Genomic DNA, 18,935 nt, shown 5'->3' on the forward strand with positions numbered 1-18,935 from the left:
AGTGTTTTTATGGGCGAATCTGTGCTTCCAATTTTCGGCGGCTCTTAATTTTAACATGATACAATTAATGTATATAATCCACACGGGGTGAAAAGCATGAATCCATCTAATCCAAACAATACCTCACGATCAAGTGAAATCGATTTAAAAACTATCCTAACCAATCAAAATAAAGAAGAATTAATGAGGATTATTCTTGACCTGTCAGATGATTTCCCGGAAATTGAAAAACAACTTCTTTTAAAATACACTCCTCATAAAGACGAAATTTCATCAGCGAAAAAGCTTATTACTGAATCTATTAATCGTGCAAAAAGGAAAGGTTTCATCGATTGGCGTCACGTGGCCCCAGCATTACTAGGTGCAGATCTGACTCTCCAAAAAGCACAAGAAAAAGTAGATAAAGGTGAATGGGAGAGTGCAATTTTACTATCACTGGTTGTATTGTCACCTGTTGTAAAAATGCTCAATTTTTCTGATGACTCAAATGGCTCAATCGGTGACATTATGAATTGGGCAATAAGAACGATTGACGATGCGGTTATTTCTGGTCTGACACATTTGAATGAAAAAGAGAAGAAGGGTCTTTTTGACGCGATTATGAAAGAAGCATTAAAAGCACATTATGATGGTTGGAGTGATTGGCGCTATGCTCTTTTAAAAATTTGTGCCTATTATTCTCCTAATAAAGAGTTTAGAAAAAAGTTAGAAAAACAGCTGGAATCCCTCTATTTGAAGACAGAATCAACTTGGAGTGACCGATTTGAAAAAAAGGAAATTAAATTGCTTCAGCTCGAAATCATTGAACAATGTGATGGGGCTGAGGCAGCTGAAAGATTTATTTATGAGAATATCGACCATAGCGAGTTTCGTGAAAAGGCAATTGTCAATGAACTTGGAAAAGGCGACTACAAGAAAGTAATTCAGCTTTGTTTGGATGGAGAAAAAACAGACGCAGAATATCGAGGCCTTGTCCATAAGTGGCGGGAATACCGATATCAAGCCTATGAATTTCTTAGCGATATCGAACAACAAAAGAAGTTAGCAAGAGAACTGTTATTCAAAAATGAATTTACATATTACCTAAAACTAAAAGAATTATATGCAACAAGCGAATGGGATCTTGTTTTAAAAAAGATTGTTGATGATTTTAAAAAGATGGATTACCAGCCCTCCGCGTATCTTTCTATCCTAAAAGAGGAAAATTTGTCTGATGAGCTTTTAAACTATTGTCAAAATCATATTTCATCTATAACGGACCTTTATCCATATGTAATTAAGGAATATTTAGAAGAAGTAAACAACCTTTTTATTAAGTATATTGAATACTCGGCGGAGGAGGCTACGGATCGAAAAAAATATCGTACGGTTTGTTCAATCATAAAAACCTACAAAAATGCTTGTGGAACGATTCATTCACATAAGCTGATCGGAGAATTAAGACAAAAGTACATGAGACGGCCTGCATTTTTAGAGGAAATGGGGAAAATCAGGTAAGCCATAAAGGAGATAGAAGGCCAATGTTGCATCATTTAGAAATCTATGTTTCCAACCTTAGCAGATCAAGTGAGTTTTGGGGGTGGTTTTTAACTGAAATAGGATATGAGCCTTTCCAAAAATGGGAGTCTGGTTTCAGCTGGAAACATGGAGAGACTTATATTGTTTTTGTTCAGGCGGATGACCGTTTTCTAGATATTCCGTATCATCGTTCTAGAGTCGGCCTGAACCATTTAGCTTTTCAGGCAGTATCAAGAGAGCAGGTTAATCAAATGACATTACAATTGAAGGAAAAAGGCGTTAATATTCTATATCCAGATAAACATCCATTTGCTGGCGGGGGATCTCATTACGCTGTTTTTTTCGAAGATCCTGATCGAATCAAAGTGGAATTAGTAGCACCGTAAAAGCAGTGGTCAGTCCCCGATAAGTTACTCGTTAACTTACCTGAGAGCTGACCCTTTTAAGTATTATGATAGTGCCTTTAAGCCGACAACACCTATAATAATTAAAATGACGCTTATGATGCGCCCAAGGTTTTTTGATTCACCAAAAAGAAACATATTAATAAAAACAGCACCAGCTGTCCCAATTCCGACCCAAACGGCATAGGCAATGCTTAGTTGAAGAAACTGAAATGACACATATAAAAAAGCCAGTGATGCGCCGAACCCGCCAATATATAGAACACCATTTCGGAGAGTTTTTTGCTGGCTGTATAATTTGAGTCCAGCCGCACCGGCGACCTCACTTGCAGCTGCTAAAAAGACAAAAACCCAGCCCATATTAGGCAACTCCCTTTACGGCTGTTTTTTCAACTTCCTTGTCCGAGAGATTTAATCCGATCACGCCAATGACAATGGTGAAGATAAAAAAAGCCTTCCCAGGACTAAAGCTTTCCCCAAAAAGGTATATATCCATTAACACCGTTCCAATTGTCCCTATTCCGGCAAATATCGCATAAACAGTACCTGTGGGGAGAGTCTCGCATGCTATAGGTAGAATATGGTAGTCTAAAAAAATAACTCCAACGACGATTGCCCACTGCCACCACGTTTGTGCCTCATTAAATCCGTATACCCAAATCAATTCAAACAAACAGGTTAAACCTACGTAAATCCAGGCCTTATTCATTCTTTACACCTCTTGAAAGACCGCTTGTACTATAAACCAAAATGGTCCGATTAAATACTAATATGAAACCAGCATATTATATTAGGATACCACAAGTTTTAGAAAGTTGTTTTAAACACCTTTCCAACGCGTGGGAATTTATGTATTTTTTAATTTACTGTGATATCAATCACAAAAATCTCTCCGCTTTATCTTTATAATAGTAAAAAATAGGGAAAAAATAAAAGTGGATGGTGACGAAATTGGAATACAAACTTAAATCACTTTATGAGGAAATAGGCGGGCAGGAAACAATTGATAAACTGGTCAATGCCTTTTATCCGCGTGTTTATGCTGACCCGGAACTTAGACCATTGTTTGAAGGGGATATGGAAGAAATTAAGCGCAAACAGCGGATGTTTCTGCCGCAATTTTTAGGAGGTCCAGCCCTGTACAGCCAGGAATTTGGTCCGCCCGCCATGCAACACCGGCACTTGCCATTTGAAGTAACACCGAGAAGAGCTGCATGCTGGCTTCGCTGTATGAAGGAAGCATTTGAAGAAATTGGGCTTGATCAGCAACCAGCAGGGCAAGCATTTTATGACCGGTTAACGCAAGTCGCCGGAATCATGGTCAATAGCCCGGATCGAGAATAAAAACAAGCTAAATCACAAAAGGCTCTTCTCAGATTGAGAGGAGCCTTTGATTTTATAGACTATTTTTTTAACTTAGCCCAAGTCGCATCCAAGGCTTTTTCTGTTTCGGCTTTAGATTTTTGGCCGCCAACATAGGCTTGAAGGGAAGCACCAAATTCTTGTCCAGCACCATCAGGATATTTCATGAACTGCCAAGAGTAGGTTTTGCCTTCTTGAGAGTATTTCTGAAGTTCTGCACCTAGTGGTCCAATATCTTCTGCTTTTGCTTCAATTGTTTTAAAAGCAGGGATGTATTTGAATTCCTTAACTAATGCTGTTTTACCTTCTTCAGATGAAACCATCCAGTTTAAGAAATCTTTTGCCGCTTTTTTATCTGCTTCAGGAGCTTTGTTATGAACTACCCAGTTTGTTGGTACGTCAACCATTAATTTATCTGCTTGTGCTGCATCATCAGTCAGTGCCAATGGAATGAATCCCACTTCCATGCCAGGACTTAATTTATCTAGCATCGGCTGGATCCAGTTACCTTGCTGAATCATTGCTGTTTCGCCGTTTGCAAATTGTGTTACTTCTGTATTGTAGTCAGTTGTTAATGGATTTTTATTACCATATTTAATCGTTAGGTCTACAAGCTTAAAGTAGTCATTGAAGTATTTGTTACCTTCAATTTTTGCTGTACCTTCGTTTAGACCTTTAATGAAGTTTTCGTCATCCGCTTGTTGGTAAGCGAACGGAACGTTTAGACCATGGTTTGCTAAAACCCACCATTCAGCATAGCCAACTGAGAAAGGTGTAATCCCGGCAGCTTTCAGCTTTTTCGATGCAGCTTCTAACTCCTTAAATGTTTTCGGTAATTCTGTAATACCGGCTTTTGCAAATAATTTTTTATTGTAAGCAAAACCATAGCCTTCCATATTAACAGGCTGGCCATAAACTTTCCCATCAATTGTCATAGGTAGTAACGCGCTCTCATAGGCATCTTTTACCCAAGGCTGATCGGATAAATCTTCAAATTTATCTTTCCATGTTTGCGCCTCTTGATAACCGCCATTTCCAAAGATATCAGGTGCTTTATTAGAAGCAAATTTTGCTTTTAGGGCTGCAGATCCATCCGCGCCACCGCCAACTGTTTCAATATTAAAGGTAACTTCAGGATGCTCTTTTGTATATTGGTCTGTTAATGCTTTTAATTGGTCAGCGATTTCAACCTTTCCATTAAAAAGGTCTACAACAACTTTTCCGTCTTTGCCACCGCTGCTTTTTTTATCACTCGATGCACTGTCGCTAGAACAAGCTGTTGCTAATAGAAGTGAAGCGGATAGTACACCTGCAAGTAAAGAATACTTTTTGATCCCCATTAAAATTCCCTCCTGTTTGTAAAATCTATTTTTATATTAGTCTCTGCTAACTGTCAAACAGATAGCAGAGGTTGTTCCCCACGTATATTTCACTTTATTGAACCGCTGGTAATCCCTTTAATAATGTGTTTTTGCATCGCAAAGAAGAAGATTAACAACGGAATGATGCCCATAACCAATGCTGCTAGTGCTAAATCCCATTGCTTTGTATATTGTCCAAAGAAGGAGAACGTTGCTAATGGAATCGTTTTTAATTCCGGATCCTGAAGAACAAGTGATGGTAGTAAGAAGTCATTCCAAATCCATAAGCTGTTTAAAATGACGATCGTAACCGTAATCGGTTTTAATAGTGGAAAAACGATTCTCCAAAATACGCCAAACCTTGAACAGCCATCGATAATTGCTGCCTCTTCAAGTTCGACCGGAATTCCTTTGATAAACCCGTGATACAAGAAAATGGTCATCCCTGAACCAAATCCTAAGTACATAATGACAAGACCCCAGACGCTATTTAAAAGTCCAAAGGTACCCGCTGTTTTGATGAGCGGGATCATGATCGATTGAAACGGAATAATCATCGCTGCAACGAAAATCATGAAAATCACGTTACTGATCTTCTTTTTTGTTCGGACCAGCATGTACGCCGCCATCGAACAAAAGATAACCAGAACGACATTACTCAAAACAGTAACGATTAAAGAATTTGAAAATACCTTCAGATAGTTCAATTTTTCAAAGGCGCTCACATAGTTCTCAAACTGCAGCACGGACGGCAGGGCCGAAGTGTTCGTTAAAATCTCAGCAAACGGCTTTAAGGAGTTTGCTATAACATAATAGAAAGGGACTAAAAAGGCTAGGCCAAGCAGGATGGCAAGGATTTCAACAATAAATGTTTTTCCTGTGTACCTGTTTCCCATTAGGACTCAACCTCCTTTTTCTTCGAATATGTCACTTGAATAACAGAAATTGCTGCGACAACAAGGAAGAAAATAAGTGCTTTTGCTTCACCAATTCCGTAGCGGTTATTAACAAATGCTTCTGTGTAAATATTAAGCGCTAACATTTCAGTTGACTTAAATGGACCGCCATTCGTCAGGGAAAGGTTTGCATCAAAGACCTTAAAGGATGATGCCGTTGTTAGAAATAAACAAATGGTAACAGCCGGTGCGACGAGGGGCATGGTGATGTGACGAAGAATCTGCCACCTATTTGCACCGTCAATTTTCGCTGCTTCAATTAATTCTTGTGGAACGTTCTGTAATGCTGCAATATAGATAATCATAATGTAGCCAGCACCTTGCCATACACTGACAATCACAATCCCCCAGAAGGCGGTATTTTTATCGCCTAACCAAGCTAACTCAAAAAGAGGGATACCTGTAAGTGCACCGATGGAGGCAAAGCCTTTGACAAAAATAAACTGCCAGATAAATCCTAATAAAAGGCCGCCAATCAAGTTAGGCATGAAGAACACTGTCCGTAAAATATTTCTCGTTTTCAACATTTGGGTGACAAGTAACGCTAATCCAAACCCAATTGCATTTGTTAAGATAATGGCAACGACCGTATATTTCGTTGTAAGTTTAAAGGATGCTTGGAATTGCTTGTCCTCGGTGAAGATGTACTTGAAATTGTCCAAGCCAACCCATTTGACCGCTCCTGTAATCCCGTTCCAGTCTGTAAAGGCATAATAAATACCTGTGAAGAAAGGAATCAGAACAATGAGCGTAAAAGCTAACAAAACGGGCCCTACAAATAGAGCAAATAATCCTGCATCTTTCAGTTTCTTATTTTTATTTAAGGAAACTGACTTCGAAACTGCTGCGTTTTTTGGACTTACTAATACTGAGGATTCTACTTTTTCCAACTTACTATGACTATTCATTACCTGCACCTCCATAATTTCATTTTAGAGAATAATGAAAATTATGAAACGGCTTACATTGACCAGTAGGGTGGAATATATTGAACAGTCATTAATATCGACAAGTCAATATATGCCATAGGAATGGATACATATAGTTGTTACAATGGAGAAAATTCATTAATTGGAGGAAGGTTAGTTCTATTTTTTCATATAACTAACCAAGATGATATGCAGTGGGGAATTCGCAAAAAGCTTATTATATTTTTAATACTAGTAACGGTTTTGCCTTTTGGAAGTTCGATTGCAATTACTTATTACCAAACAACAAAGTCTCTTAATAATCGCTTTGTTTCAACCAATCATGACCTGATTGTCAAAGGTGAAGATGAACTAACTGTTTATTTGGAAGATGTGGCCCAGATGTCGTCCGTTCTTTACCGATATACGCCCTTTATGAATGTGATGAGGGATGGGCTATCACAGAATTTAAACACTAATCAGGAAGAAGTTCGACGAGCTCTTGCTTATTTATTTAATACACGGCCTGAGATTGAACAAATGCACATTTACATTGATAAAGGAAAGGATTCCTATACCAATTATCATTCTAGAATTAGCGGCAGAGCAAAGTATGAGAGTATCTTTTCGCATCCTTATTATGCACGATTAAATCGATATAACAGCCTTTTTTCCGTTATTGAACCGCCCCATGAAATGTATAGTTATAACAATATATCGGTTATCCCAAACTCGGAAAAGAAAAATGTCCTAAGCTTTCATAACATCCTTCGTGACGTACCGTCAGACAAGCTATTAGGCTTTTTGTCTATTGATATTAATCTTTCCAAAATAGGTGCGATTGCCGGCCGCTTATATACAAAGGACATGGAAGACTTGTACATTATGGATGAAAAAGGAGTTATTATATACTCCTCCAATGAATCAATGATCGGCAAGGAAAATAAAGAAAAGTGGTTTGGGAAAGTAAAAAAGGAGTCCGCCATTAGGAAAAGTACGGAATGGAAGGATAAACAATTCTCGGGTGTGATTGTTCACGATAAGTTTTCCGCCCCCTACAAGAATTGGTATATTGTGAAACGAATTCCTTACAATGTACTCTATCAAGGGGCAAGAGAAACGGCCTTAATCAACATTTTGATTGGTATCGTGACGCTCGTTATTGTGTTAATTGCTACCATGTTTGTTTCATTTAAGATAACCGCACCGATAAAGGTATTAATTGGTAACATGAAAAAAGTAGAAAAAGGTGAATTTGAGGCGGATTTTGATTCATTAGGAAACGATGAAATTGGGATGTTGGGAAGGCATTTCAAAGTAATGATTACGAAAATCAATGATTTAATTGAGCGAGAATATAAATTGGAGATAGAAAATAAAGAATCACAGCTGCGTGTATTGCGGTCACAAATTAACCCGCATTTTTTATATAACGCCCTTCAATCGATTGGTACCTTGGCGTTGAAATCGAAAGCCGTTCCTGTCTATTCCTTACTCACTTCATTATCGAAAATCATGAGATACAGTATGAATATGAAGGAGGACATTGTCCCTTTTATTTCAGAGCTGATGCATGTTAAATCCTATTTATTGTTACAAAAACAACGCTTTGACGAGCAGTTTGAATTTGAATTAAATGTCTCAAAAGAAGTCCAAGAAATTCTGATACCGAAAATGATTTTGCAGCCCATTGTGGAAAATTGTTTTAAGCATGGCTTTGATCAGCAGGTAGGAAAAGCATTTATTCAAATTGAGGCGAGTGTTCAGGATGACGCGTTGGTTTGCCTTACTGTAAAAGATAATGGAATAGGCGCAAATGAAGAACAGTTGAAAAGTATCAGGCAGGAATTATATCATGGTGTGTCCAAAGAAGAGAAGCATAGAGAAACGATTGGCTTAAAAAACATATATGACCGCTTACAGATTTATTACGCTAATCAAGCAATAATGTCGATTGACAGTAATGAAGAAAGTGGATTTACGGTTACCGTTCAGTTTCCAAAGGTTATGCAAAAAGAGGTGGAGCATTCATGAGAGCATTAATCGTTGATGATGAAAAGCACGTTCGCGAAGGAATTAAGATCCTGGGTGATTGGGAACAAAACGGAATTGATGAAATTTATGAAGCCGGAAATGGAGAAGAAGCGATACATTTAATTCAAAAGTATAAGCCAGAGATTATTTTTTCAGATATGAAAATGCCAAAAATGGATGGCGTCCTGCTGTTAGAATGGATTAAAGAAAATCAGCCAACCAGCAAAACTATTATTGTGACAGGTTATGATGATTACCACTACATGCGCAAAGCCATTCATTTCGGAAGTTCAGATTATCTCTTAAAGCCGATTGATCCTGAAATCTTAAATCATACGTTGGAAACAGCCGTGGATGAATGGAAAAAAGAAGCTTTAGACAGGGAGAGAAAAGAAAGCAGCTCTCAATTAATCAATGAAATGAAGCCGGTTTATCGAGACCGCAAGCTTACCCAGCTGCTCAACAGCGATCATCTGAGGGAAGATTTGTACGAGGATTATGGAATTCATTCGGCTCCCAACTATCAAATAGCACTTGTTCGGATTAACGGAAAGACAATCGGGGCATTTCAAGGAGATCGAGATTTAGCCTACTTTACGATTCTGAACGTTATTAATGAAATCATGGTGGAAAATGAATGTGGAATTGGATTTCGTTATTTATCTAATAAAGGCGAAATTGTGATTATCTTTTGGAACAAGTTTGAACAAATAGGGGAACTTTTAAAACAAATCTTTAAGATGCTAAGAGGTACAATGAATATCTCTTGTCCGATTTTTTTAGGTAAACTGGTTAATGAGAGTTCCAGCTTAATGGATTCCTATCGTCATGCTAAGCAATTATTTTTTAATCGTAATATTTTGGATGATAGAGAAACTCGCATCCATGTGATAGAGGACCTTCCAAGTCATGGATTAAGGAACCTTATGGACTACTCTGCTAGTATAGAAATGGCTGTACAAGCTGGGGAGATTGGGGCATTTGTTGAAGTAATTAACCAAATCGAGTCTGATTTTACAGAAAACCACTTTCTATCATTAAAACAGCTGCTCCATTTAGAAAATGAATATTTGGTGATCAGCAATAGATGGTTTAAGCATTATAATCTACCTGTTAAAGCAGCAGAAGACATCGAAAAACGAATTGATTTATTTTTTGATGTAAACGGTCACTTTATGCTTGGAGAATACAAAGAGAGAAAGAAACGAGAGATTGCTATCTTTTTGAAAAAGGTTAAGAAAGGAACCCTTCAGAAACATAGTAATATCATTTATGATATTGAAAAGTATTTGCAAGCGAACTTCGATCGGGATGTAAAACTGCAAGAGATCTCTGAGCATTTTTATATCAGTCGAGAATATATATCGAGGAAATTTAAACAAGAATTTAACGTGAATATATCCGATTATATTGTGAAGTTTCGAATGAAGAAAGCCAAGTCTTTATTAAAAAACAGCCAGTTAAAAATCTATGAAATTGCGACGATGATAGGGTATCAAGACGACAAGTATTTTCGAAAAGTATTTAAAAAGGTTGAGGGGATTACCCCGAATGAATATCGTGAAGCCTATATGAATCAGAAATGAGCAGAGCCGGAATCCGGCTTCTGCTTATTTATATGGAATTAAATATCACGTGGTAAGTTGATAGGGGATATGTTAAATTGGATAGATACTAATAGTCAAAACTTATTGATTGAGCCTTTGAATGTAAGGGTTTTCTTTCTTGTTTGGGGGGATACCATGTTTTTTTCCTTACGCAATCGCCTATTTATTATTTTTACTTGTTTGTTAACAATTCCATTAATCATTTTATCGATGATAATCCCGAGCTGGTTTACATCCATTATTGAAGATCAGACCCAGGAGTTAACAATAGAAGCCATGGATCAGTACTCATTGTATATTGATTCGATCACAACGCAGGCTGAGGATTTAGGAAAACAGGTCCTTGTCAATCAAACGACTCAGCAGTGGTTAAAGTTAGAAAAAAAGGATGCAAATATACCGAAAGAACAGAGCTTGTTACAGAAGAATCAACTGAAAATGATGCTATCATCAATGATGGTGAACAATTCAAATGGTATGTCTATCTCAGTCGTTCTGAATAATGGTGAGGGGGCATGGGGCAATAACCCCAACTTACGCAACCTAGATTGGTTTAAAGACTTTACGATCAATGAACAACGATTTGTAAAATCACATATTGATCCATATATGCCAGCACAAGGAAATAGTAATAGTTATATTTTGCCCCTCGTTGATTTGAATACGGTTGTTTCATACGGATTTATAAAGGTTAATTTCCCTTCATCTTTGCTAGAAACAGCCTTACGAAAAATCACGATCGGAAAAAATGGACATGCTTATTTATTGGATCAGCAGGGAGCAAATGTATTAGAGGGGAAGATCGATACCCCAAAAAGGGTATTAAAAAATAGTTTAACTAAAATAAAGAATAATACAAAACAAAAAGGTTTATTAGAAACTGATTATCAGGGAGACAAATACTTTGTTTTTTTTCAAAAGTTATCAGTTGGTGATTGGATTCTTGTCAGTGAAGTGACCAAGTCTGACTTATTCTCAAAAGTTAATATTCTACAGCGAAACTTACTTATTACTAGTGCGATTGTGTTTTTAATAACAATATATGCGTCGTTCATGCTCTCTTCCAATATCGTAAGGCCTTTAGGAAAACTAGCAAAAGCGATGAAATTTGTTGAAAGCGGAGATTTTTCTGGTGCCAAACGCTTTATGCCATCGATAAAACCATCTAACGATGAAGTAGGTTATGTAGTAAACGTGTTTGATCATACTATTGATCAATTAAAGAACTTAATAGAAACAGAATATGAAGCCAACATCCGACGAAAAGATGCAGAGTACAAAGCCTTATTATTACAAATCAACCCTCACTTTTTGAACAATACCCTTGAAATCATTGGGGGATTAGCTGTTCAGGGCAAGAATAAAGAGGTCATGAATGTAAGCATCTATTTAGGCCGGATGATGAGGTATTCCTTGAATACGCAAAATGACGTCGTGAGATTAGGTGAAGAAATCAGCTATATTCGCAGCTACACCGACATTTTAAAGGAGAGATATGAGGACGCCCTCACGATTAATATTGTGGAGGATCCGGAGACAAGAAATCTCTCTATTATTAAATTCATTCTCCAACCGCTCGTAGAAAATGCCGTCAAATATAGTTTTATAGAAAAGACCACGGCTGAAATTTTTATTAAAACGAAAAAAGTGAATAATCAAATAATGATAGTTTTAGAAGATAAGGGGATAGGCATGTCTGAAGAAGTGATATCAGACTTAGTGAGTGAAGAAACAAAGAATGAAACCATTAGTGTCCTAGCGAGCAAAGGAAACAGCATTGGTTTAAAGAATGTCCTTGGCCGATTAAAGCTTTACTACGGAGAGCGCTTTTCCTATCAGATTGAATCTGAAAAGAATGTAGGCACGAGGATTACATTATGTATAAATTTTGATAGAGGTGATATACATGATGAAGGTCATAATCACGGATGATGAAATTCAAATTCGTAAAGGCTTACGAATGAAAGTGAACTGGGAAGAAGAAGGTTTTGAAATTGTTGGCGAAGCTTCTAATGGTAAAGATACACTTGAATTGCTTGGTTGCATGGATATTGATTTGGTCATTACAGATATGAGGATGCCAATTATGGATGGCCTTGAATTAGCTAAACGATGTCAGCGGGAATTTCCAAGAGTAAATGTGATCGTATTATCGGGTTATTCCGATTTTGAATTGGTACGCGGTTCCATGAAGGAAGGGGTTAGAGACTATCTGTTAAAACCGGTAGCCCCAGATGAATTAGTAGAAGCATTACGAAAAATTCGTAAAGAAATTGTAGAAGAGCGGCGAAAACAAGTTGAAACGGCTCAGATGCGTCAACTCGTTCTTACCCAGCTCCAAGAAGTGCAGGAACAATACTTGCTCTATTTAGTTAAAGAGGAATGGTTACAGCTTAATTTCGTCATCGAAAGACTGCGTCAGCTACAACTCGAGGCACTTGTAAATGAGAACGCAGACGTCCAATTTGTCAGCGTGGAAATTAGAGAGAGTTTTGGCAACCCAAATCGATTAAAGGAGCTCTGGATTCCTTTCCAAATGTTATGCAAAGAGATCTCAAAAGAGAATACAGGAACTTATTCGTTTTACGACCCAAGCTATGCTAATATGGTTCATTTTCTAATACGAATAGATATAAATAGTCCTTCTAGTTTGGTTGAAAGGGTACAACAGAATGTGAAAAGGTTGTTGAGTTTAGAAACGGTGATTGGCATCGGAAATGTTGTCAAGGGTCTAGCTAGCTTTAAGACAGGTTATATTTCCAGTTTGCTTGCTTGGAGTCAAAGTCAACTTGGCTCGCAATCACAGGTGATTGATGAGGCGATAACGAAAGAAGAAGAATTTGAGTTTTCACCTGATTTTGAAAGAAAGTTAACAAATGCGATTGAAAATGTTCATTTCGAGGCATTTAAGGAAAATATTCAACTATTATTACGAGGGAATGGAAACCAATCGATTTTGTCCTTTTCATTTGCTGCCAATCGAGTGTTATTTTTGTTAGGGTCGCTGGCAAAAAAATATGATATCGAAACGAAAGATATTCAAAAAATGATTTGGAATTGCCAACAAAGTATCTGGGAACTTAATTCGCAAAGTAAAGTGCTTGAAAACCTCCTTCAATTAGCCCAATTGATTATTGGAAAAGTACGTACGGCACGCTTTTCGAACGGGAAATTAATCGTGGATAGTGTTCGGCACTATTTGGACCAGCATTACGCTAGTGAAATTTCACTTACCTTATTATCGGAACTCTTTCATATCAATAGTGCTCATTTATCTGAAACCTTTAAAAATTATGTCGGGCAGAATTTTAGTGATTATCTGGTGAATTTACGAATGGACAAAGCCCGGAAGTTTTTAAGAGATAAGCAACTAAAAATCATTGATGTAGCAAACTTAGTTGGCTTTTCTAACTCTGGATATTTCAGTACTGTTTTTAAAAAACACTTTGGACAAACCCCTGTTGAATTCCGTAATGCCTTAGATGTTTAAGTTTTCAAGAAAGAAAGGGAATGTAGATGAAAAAATGGTTTACTATTTTTGCAATTATACTTTTGGGTATTTTAGTGTATGCGTTGTCCTTTTTTGATACATTCTCTGGTAGCACCCAAAAAGAGAAAGCGGAAAATCCAAAGAGTTCCGAACGAACTGAGTTGACGTTTTGGCGAAATAGTGGAAATACGGCTGAAAATAAAGCATTTGAAGAATTAGTTTCTGTTTTTGAAAAAGCAAACCCCGATATCTCGGTGAATATGAAGTCTATTTCATATAGTGATTATGAAATAAGACTGCGGACAGAACTTGCTGCAGGAAACCCTCCGGATATTTTGACGATTGACAGTCCTACGCTTGCTCTTTATGCAAATACCGGATCGTTATTATCAATTGATCCATTTATGAGAAAGGAGGGGCAGATTGATGATATTCCTGCCTCTACCTTGCGAGGATTAAGTTATAAGGGTCAAATTTACCTTGCACCGATTGTCGAGTCAAGTATTGCTTTATATTACAATAGACATTTATTTAAAGATGCCGGTATCCCTTATCCATCAGAAGATCCCAAAAAACCATTAACATGGGATGAGGTATTAGAGATTGCTAAAAAAGTTAATAATCCGGCTAAAGGTGTCATCGGCATTGACCCGGCACAGAGTTTTAATGATGGAGAATCTCCTGCTTATTTTAAAACACCGCTCCTTTGGCAGTTTGGTGCTAATATTTTAAGCCCCGATGGAACTACGGCAAGTGGATATTTAGATTCAAAAGAAGCGTTAGATGCCCTTCAATTTTATCAAGATCTATATCATAAAAATGGTGTTGCGGCATTTGAATTACCCCCAGCTGCGTTTGAGTCAGGTAAACTTGCGATGACTGTGCTTGGTTCATGGACACTTGGAGATCTGGAAAAAAATCACCCTGAATTTAAGCTGGGAGAAGATTTTGGAGTAACACCACTGCCAAAGGATAAGTATCAGTTTGTTCCAAATGGAGGATGGGCGCTCGGAATCACCTCTAAATCAAAACACCCACAGGAAGCATGGAAGTTTATTAAATATGTGACTAGTTATGAAGGAATGAAAAAGTATGTAACTATAACAGGTGATATCCCTGCGAGATTCTCTGTAGCAAAAGCTTTTCCGGAGCTGAACGAATATCCTAAGAACATTTTTTTACAGCAAACTCAAAAATTTTCAAAGAACCGCCCGGTTACTCCTGCGTATCCCGTTGTCAGTGAAGCAATCAGAACATTGTTTGAGGATGTTGGAATCGGCGGGAAGGATGTTAAGACTTCGGCGAGGGAAGCTGTAGAAAAAATCAATATAGGTCTTAAAGAAATTCAATAAAATGGGGACAAGGGGAAGGGATTAGTATGAATACATCTGAAATAACCATGAAAGGTCTCACATCTATCCTTCGTATTTTTGATGAAGCGAAGGCAAAAGAGTTTTATATGGATTATTTGGGATTTGTGATCGATTGGGAGCATCGGTTTGAGGATAATATGCCACTGTATATGCAAATATCCTATCAAAATTGTATTATTCATCTTTCTGAGCATCACGGGGATTGCTGTCCAGGTGCAGCGGTGAGGATTGAAGTGGGGAACATCGAGTCATTTTATTCACGGCTTCTTTTAAAGGATTATAAGTACGCCCGCCCTGGTATCGAAGAAACTCCATGGAAAACCAAAGAACTATGCATTCATGACCCGTTTGGTAATAGAATAATATTTTTTGAGAGCAGTTCCTCTAGTTAAGATACTAGAGGAGTTTTTTTGTTGTAAGATCTCCTTAGTGATCCTGTTGTTGAATATTTAGGTTCCGAAGGACAAAACCGTACAAGGGAACAGGGAAAATGTCTATCGTAAGGGCTCCGAAGGACAAAACTCCACAAGGAACAGGAAAAATGTCTATCGTGAAGGTTCCGAAGGACAAAACCGCACAAGGGAACAGGGAAAATGTCTATCGTAAGGGCTTCGAAGGACAAAACTCCACAAGGAACAGGAAAAATGTCTATCGTGAAGGTTCCGAAGGACAAAACCGCACAAGGGAACAGGAAAAATGTCTATCGTAAGGGCTCCGAAGGACAAAACTCCACAAGGGTACAGGAAAAATGTCTATCGTAAGGGTTCCGAAGGACAAAACCGCACAAGGGAACAGGGAAAATGTCTATCGTAAGAGCTCCGAAGGACAAAACTCCACAAGGGAACAGGAAAAATATCTATTATAGAGATTCTAAAGATCACTCATAAAAAGTCCAATTACGAACACCTACTCTTTTAAAGATTCTCTCTAGAATCCTGCTTATTCTTTTCTTAGATTCAACCAGCACACACCATTCGTGAACAAGATTGGTGGTTATCTTTCGATCCGGAAATAGGAGCTTGATTTCATCCACCATGCGCAAAACAGCAGACTCAACTACCTCTTCGCACCTACAATCACCACACACTATTTTCTTTCCTTGGACAAACATCGAAAACGAGCTGCATTCTTTACACGTTATCCCCTTTTTCACCTGATCAAAGTTATAAGCCGGTACTTGAATAAATGAGGCGTCCATTTGATGCAACGAAACTAGTTTTTCAGCAATCTTTTTATGCTTGGTTGTTAGTTTTGACGGTTGCGCATTTAAATTTTCCATAAGTGCGTCTAGCTGCGTTGGATAAATTATGGGTTCGTTTACGGGGGCTTGATATAAAGTAAACCGGGGGTTTATATAAACAACATATCCCTCAATTGGTAAATTATATCCGTGTTTTTGGAGTAATTGGCGAAGCAAAGATTTGCTGCGTCTCAACTGATCCAGTGGATTCTTAATTTCCTTTTCAGCCAGCGTTTCGAACCGGCCGTTGCGAAAACAGTAATCGCCTTCATAATTTTTTACTTCAAAAAAGCTAATTTTCTTTTGAAAAATGATAGTGGTATCAAGTTGGAAGGTTGTGTTGTTAACGTTTAACAGCAAATCATTTAAAATATAACACTCACTCTGAATCTTTTCTGTTAATAAATCAAACTGAACTTCACCTTCAAAGCCTTTTTCTTGGTATAAATAGTACTTTTTTTCGTCAACGGTTTGATCCATTCTCTTGTTTAAAATCCTTAGAATAATTAATTTACCTGGGACAGTTCGTGCTTTAAAAGGCATCTCCCACTTCCTCTCCTATGTTTTAACAATCCACCTTAATCATAAATAAAAAAACAAAAGATATGCGTGAATACTTTGTTAATTTTCCCGAAAAGAAATGGAACCGTTTTCAACTACCGAAAATTTTAAACGTCCATTTCCGAAGATATTAAACTCTCTCCTTTTCCAAATTTGCTAAAGTTAAAACCAGATAAAGAAAAAAGCTATTTGATAGGAGGTTAAGAGCTTGCAAGAATTAGTAAATGTCCAAAAGGAACCAGTTGTACAGATCCAAGCGGAAAAGAAAGCAGCTTCGAAACTGACAGGCAAATTGGAATATATCAAGAAAAACTATCATCTTTATTTGCTGATTGCTCCAGCTGTCATTTTAACAATCATTTTTAAATATATCCCCATGTATGGAGCCATTATTGCCTTTAAAGATTTTAGTACCATCAAAGGTATTTTAGGAAGTGATTGGGTCGGATTTGATAATTTCACCAAATTCTTATCTTCACCTAACTTTACTGACATTTTTATGAATACGCTTAAACTCAGTTTTTTTGGCTTAATTATTGGGTTCCCAGTCCCTATCATCCTTTCATTAATGCTTAATCAACTACGAAGGGCCGCCATTAAAAAAAATATTCAACTCGTGCTCTATGCACCAAATTTTATTTCTGTGGTTGTAATTGTTGGTATGGTGTTTATTTTCTTATCACCAACAGGCCCTATCAATCAACTGGTTAGCTTCATAACTGGAAAGCCGCTTATGTTCATGTCAAATCCAGATTATTTCCGATCAATCTATATTATCTCTGGTATTTGGCAGGCGGCAGGCTGGTCATCGATTATCTACGTGGCGGCTTTATCGAATGTTGACCCTGAATTACACAATGCAGCAACGATTGATGGAGCAAATATTCTTCAAAGAATGATTCACATCGATTTACCGACATTGAAACCATTAATGGCAGTAACATTTATTCTGGCTGCTGGAGGGATTATGTCGATTGGATTTGAAAAAGCATATTTAATGCAAACCGCAATGAATTTGCCTTCTTCCGAAATTCTGCCAACTTATGTGTATAAAGTAGGTTTGCAGTCCGGCGACTATGCTTATTCAACAGCTGTTGGCCTGTTTAATTCAGTCATTAACGTAATCTTGTTAATCGTAGTTAATAAAATCGTTAAGAAGTTAAACGAAGGTGAAGGTTTATATTAACGAGAAAGGAGTCTTGATATGAATATAAAGCACACCCGCATAGACCGAATCATATTAGGCTTTAATAATATCTTTCTATGCTTAGCCGTATTAATCGTGTTAGTTCCCTTGGTATATGTCGTTCTTGCGTCATTTATGGATCCAACAGTGTTATTAAATAAAGGGATTTCGTTCAATTTTTCAGATTGGAGTTTTAAAGGATATCAGTTGATTTTATCCAATGATGCGATGGTCCATGGCTTTATCAATTCTATTCTTTATTCAGTAGGATTTGCCGTTATAACCGTTGTGGTTTGTATTTTTGCTGCCTATCCATTATCGGTAAATGGCTTTGTCGGAAAAAATTTCTTTATGACACTATTTATTATCACCATCTTCTTTGGAGGTGGACTTATCCCAACCTACCTGGTTGTAAAAGATCTCGGAATGTTAAACACCCCATGGGCGATTTTAATACCAGGAGCCGTGAATGTTTGGAATATTATCCTAGCAAGGACTTATTTTAAAAGTATTCCTTATGAATTACATGAAGCAGCAAAGGTGGATGGAGCATCCGATCTACTAATCTTCTTCAAAATCGTTATGCCACTTTCCAAACCTATCATTTTCGTCCTAGCAATGTATGCATTTGTTGGTCAATGGAACTCTTATTTTGATGCGATGATTTATCTCGAGGATCCGAAATTGCACCCATTACAGTTAGTTTTGAGGTCAATATTGATTCAAAATCAAACTGGACCAGGAATGATTAGTGATCAGCAGGCTATGGCTGAACTTAAAAAGCTTTCAGAAATGATCAAATACTCATCGATTGTTATTTCTAGTCTTCCGCTTATTATCATGTATCCGTTTTTCCAAAAGTACTTTGAAAAAGGTGTCATGGTGGGTTCATTGAAATAATGAGCCAATTTAATAGATTTTATTGTAAATGCTTA

General features: G+C 37.4%; 18 protein-coding genes. 12 read left to right on the forward strand and 6 right to left on the reverse strand.

Going from position 1 to position 18,935, the window contains the following annotated elements:
• Positions 1 to 96 precede the first annotated feature (96 nt).
• Together J7E63_RS23785 and J7E63_RS23790 are read left to right on the forward strand one after the other, a co-directional pair.
• On the forward strand, positions 97 to 1,497 hold the full coding sequence (locus tag J7E63_RS23785; protein WP_215017047.1) for a hypothetical protein: 1,401 nt from the start codon (positions 97 to 99) through the stop codon (positions 1,495 to 1,497).
• A gap of 23 nt (positions 1,498 to 1,520) precedes the next feature.
• Positions 1,521 to 1,904: a VOC family protein gene (locus J7E63_RS23790; RefSeq protein ID WP_088085641.1), complete on the forward strand. Its 384-nt coding sequence runs from the start codon at positions 1,521 to 1,523 to the stop codon at positions 1,902 to 1,904.
• A gap of 63 nt (positions 1,905 to 1,967) precedes the next feature.
• On the opposite strand, the gene J7E63_RS23795 is transcribed toward J7E63_RS23790, so the two are convergent.
• Complete coding sequence (locus tag J7E63_RS23795; RefSeq protein WP_088085642.1) at positions 1,968 to 2,282, reverse strand: DMT family transporter; 315 nt, start codon at positions 2,280 to 2,282, stop codon at positions 1,968 to 1,970.
• A gap of 1 nt (position 2,283) precedes the next feature.
• Positions 2,284 to 2,631 carry a DMT family transporter gene (locus tag J7E63_RS23800; RefSeq protein WP_215017049.1) on the reverse strand — a complete coding sequence of 116 codons (348 nt, stop codon included), beginning with the start codon at positions 2,629 to 2,631 and terminating at the stop codon, positions 2,284 to 2,286.
• 230 nt (positions 2,632 to 2,861) lie between these two features.
• On the opposite strand from J7E63_RS23800, the gene J7E63_RS23805 reads away from it, so the two are divergent.
• Positions 2,862 to 3,266: a globin domain-containing protein gene (locus tag J7E63_RS23805; RefSeq protein WP_215017050.1), complete on the forward strand. Its 405-nt coding sequence runs from the start codon at positions 2,862 to 2,864 to the stop codon at positions 3,264 to 3,266.
• A 59-nt stretch (positions 3,267 to 3,325) separates the two neighbouring features.
• Here the strand turns inward: J7E63_RS23805 and J7E63_RS23810 are convergent, their stop codons facing one another.
• From J7E63_RS23810 to J7E63_RS23820, 3 genes are all read right to left on the reverse strand, one after another.
• Positions 3,326 to 4,624: an ABC transporter substrate-binding protein gene (locus tag J7E63_RS23810; protein ID WP_215017053.1), complete on the reverse strand. Its 1,299-nt coding sequence runs from the start codon at positions 4,622 to 4,624 to the stop codon at positions 3,326 to 3,328.
• 89 nt (positions 4,625 to 4,713) lie between these two features.
• Positions 4,714 to 5,541, reverse strand: coding sequence for a carbohydrate ABC transporter permease (locus tag J7E63_RS23815; RefSeq protein ID WP_215017055.1), 828 nt, complete (start codon positions 5,539 to 5,541; stop codon positions 4,714 to 4,716).
• Complete coding sequence (locus J7E63_RS23820) at positions 5,541 to 6,509, reverse strand: carbohydrate ABC transporter permease (protein WP_215017057.1); 969 nt, start codon at positions 6,507 to 6,509, stop codon at positions 5,541 to 5,543. The genes J7E63_RS23815 and J7E63_RS23820 overlap by 1 nt, the downstream gene beginning before the upstream one ends.
• A 123-nt stretch (positions 6,510 to 6,632) precedes the next feature.
• On the opposite strand from J7E63_RS23820, the gene J7E63_RS23825 reads away from it, so the two are divergent.
• The 7 genes from J7E63_RS23825 (at position 6,633) to J7E63_RS23855 (ending at position 15,722) form a co-directional block, all read left to right on the forward strand.
• Positions 6,633 to 8,543, forward strand: coding sequence for a sensor histidine kinase (locus J7E63_RS23825; protein ID WP_251033705.1), 1,911 nt, complete (start codon positions 6,633 to 6,635; stop codon positions 8,541 to 8,543).
• Complete coding sequence (locus tag J7E63_RS23830) at positions 8,540 to 10,129, forward strand: response regulator transcription factor (RefSeq protein WP_215017059.1); 1,590 nt, start codon at positions 8,540 to 8,542, stop codon at positions 10,127 to 10,129. The genes J7E63_RS23825 and J7E63_RS23830 overlap by 4 nt, the downstream gene beginning before the upstream one ends.
• 156 nt (positions 10,130 to 10,285) lie before the next feature.
• Positions 10,286 to 12,082, forward strand: a complete 1,797-nt coding sequence (locus J7E63_RS23835) for a sensor histidine kinase (protein ID WP_215017061.1) — start codon at positions 10,286 to 10,288, stop codon at positions 12,080 to 12,082.
• Positions 12,057 to 13,640 (forward strand): response regulator transcription factor, encoded by a 1,584-nt coding sequence (locus tag J7E63_RS23840; protein ID WP_251033706.1) that lies wholly within the window; start codon positions 12,057 to 12,059, stop codon positions 13,638 to 13,640. Before J7E63_RS23835 ends, J7E63_RS23840 begins: the two co-directional genes overlap by 26 nt.
• Before the next feature lie 26 nt (positions 13,641 to 13,666).
• Positions 13,667 to 14,992 carry an ABC transporter substrate-binding protein gene (locus tag J7E63_RS23845; protein WP_215017063.1) on the forward strand — a complete coding sequence of 442 codons (1,326 nt, stop codon included), beginning with the start codon at positions 13,667 to 13,669 and terminating at the stop codon, positions 14,990 to 14,992.
• A 26-nt stretch (positions 14,993 to 15,018) separates the two neighbouring features.
• Positions 15,019 to 15,405, forward strand: a complete 387-nt coding sequence (locus J7E63_RS23850) for a glyoxalase superfamily protein (protein WP_215017065.1) — start codon at positions 15,019 to 15,021, stop codon at positions 15,403 to 15,405.
• 98 nt (positions 15,406 to 15,503) lie between these two features.
• Positions 15,504 to 15,722, forward strand: a complete 219-nt coding sequence (locus tag J7E63_RS23855) for a hypothetical protein (RefSeq protein WP_215017067.1) — start codon at positions 15,504 to 15,506, stop codon at positions 15,720 to 15,722.
• 168 nt (positions 15,723 to 15,890) lie between these two features.
• On the opposite strand, the gene J7E63_RS23860 is transcribed toward J7E63_RS23855, so the two are convergent.
• Positions 15,891 to 16,796 (reverse strand): nuclease-related domain-containing protein, encoded by a 906-nt coding sequence (locus J7E63_RS23860; RefSeq protein ID WP_215017069.1) that lies wholly within the window; start codon positions 16,794 to 16,796, stop codon positions 15,891 to 15,893.
• A 268-nt stretch (positions 16,797 to 17,064) separates the two neighbouring features.
• On the opposite strand from J7E63_RS23860, the gene J7E63_RS23865 reads away from it, so the two are divergent.
• The gene (locus J7E63_RS23865) at positions 17,065 to 18,000 is read left to right on the forward strand and encodes an ABC transporter permease (RefSeq protein ID WP_308162000.1); all 936 of its coding nucleotides are present in this window, start codon (positions 17,065 to 17,067) and stop codon (positions 17,998 to 18,000) included.
• 18 nt (positions 18,001 to 18,018) lie between these two features.
• Positions 18,019 to 18,900 (forward strand): carbohydrate ABC transporter permease, encoded by an 882-nt coding sequence (locus tag J7E63_RS23870; protein WP_088085655.1) that lies wholly within the window; start codon positions 18,019 to 18,021, stop codon positions 18,898 to 18,900.
• Positions 18,901 to 18,935: the final 35 nt, after the last annotated feature.

The sequence above is a fragment of the Bacillus sp. ISL-75 genome, from assembly GCF_018613095.1.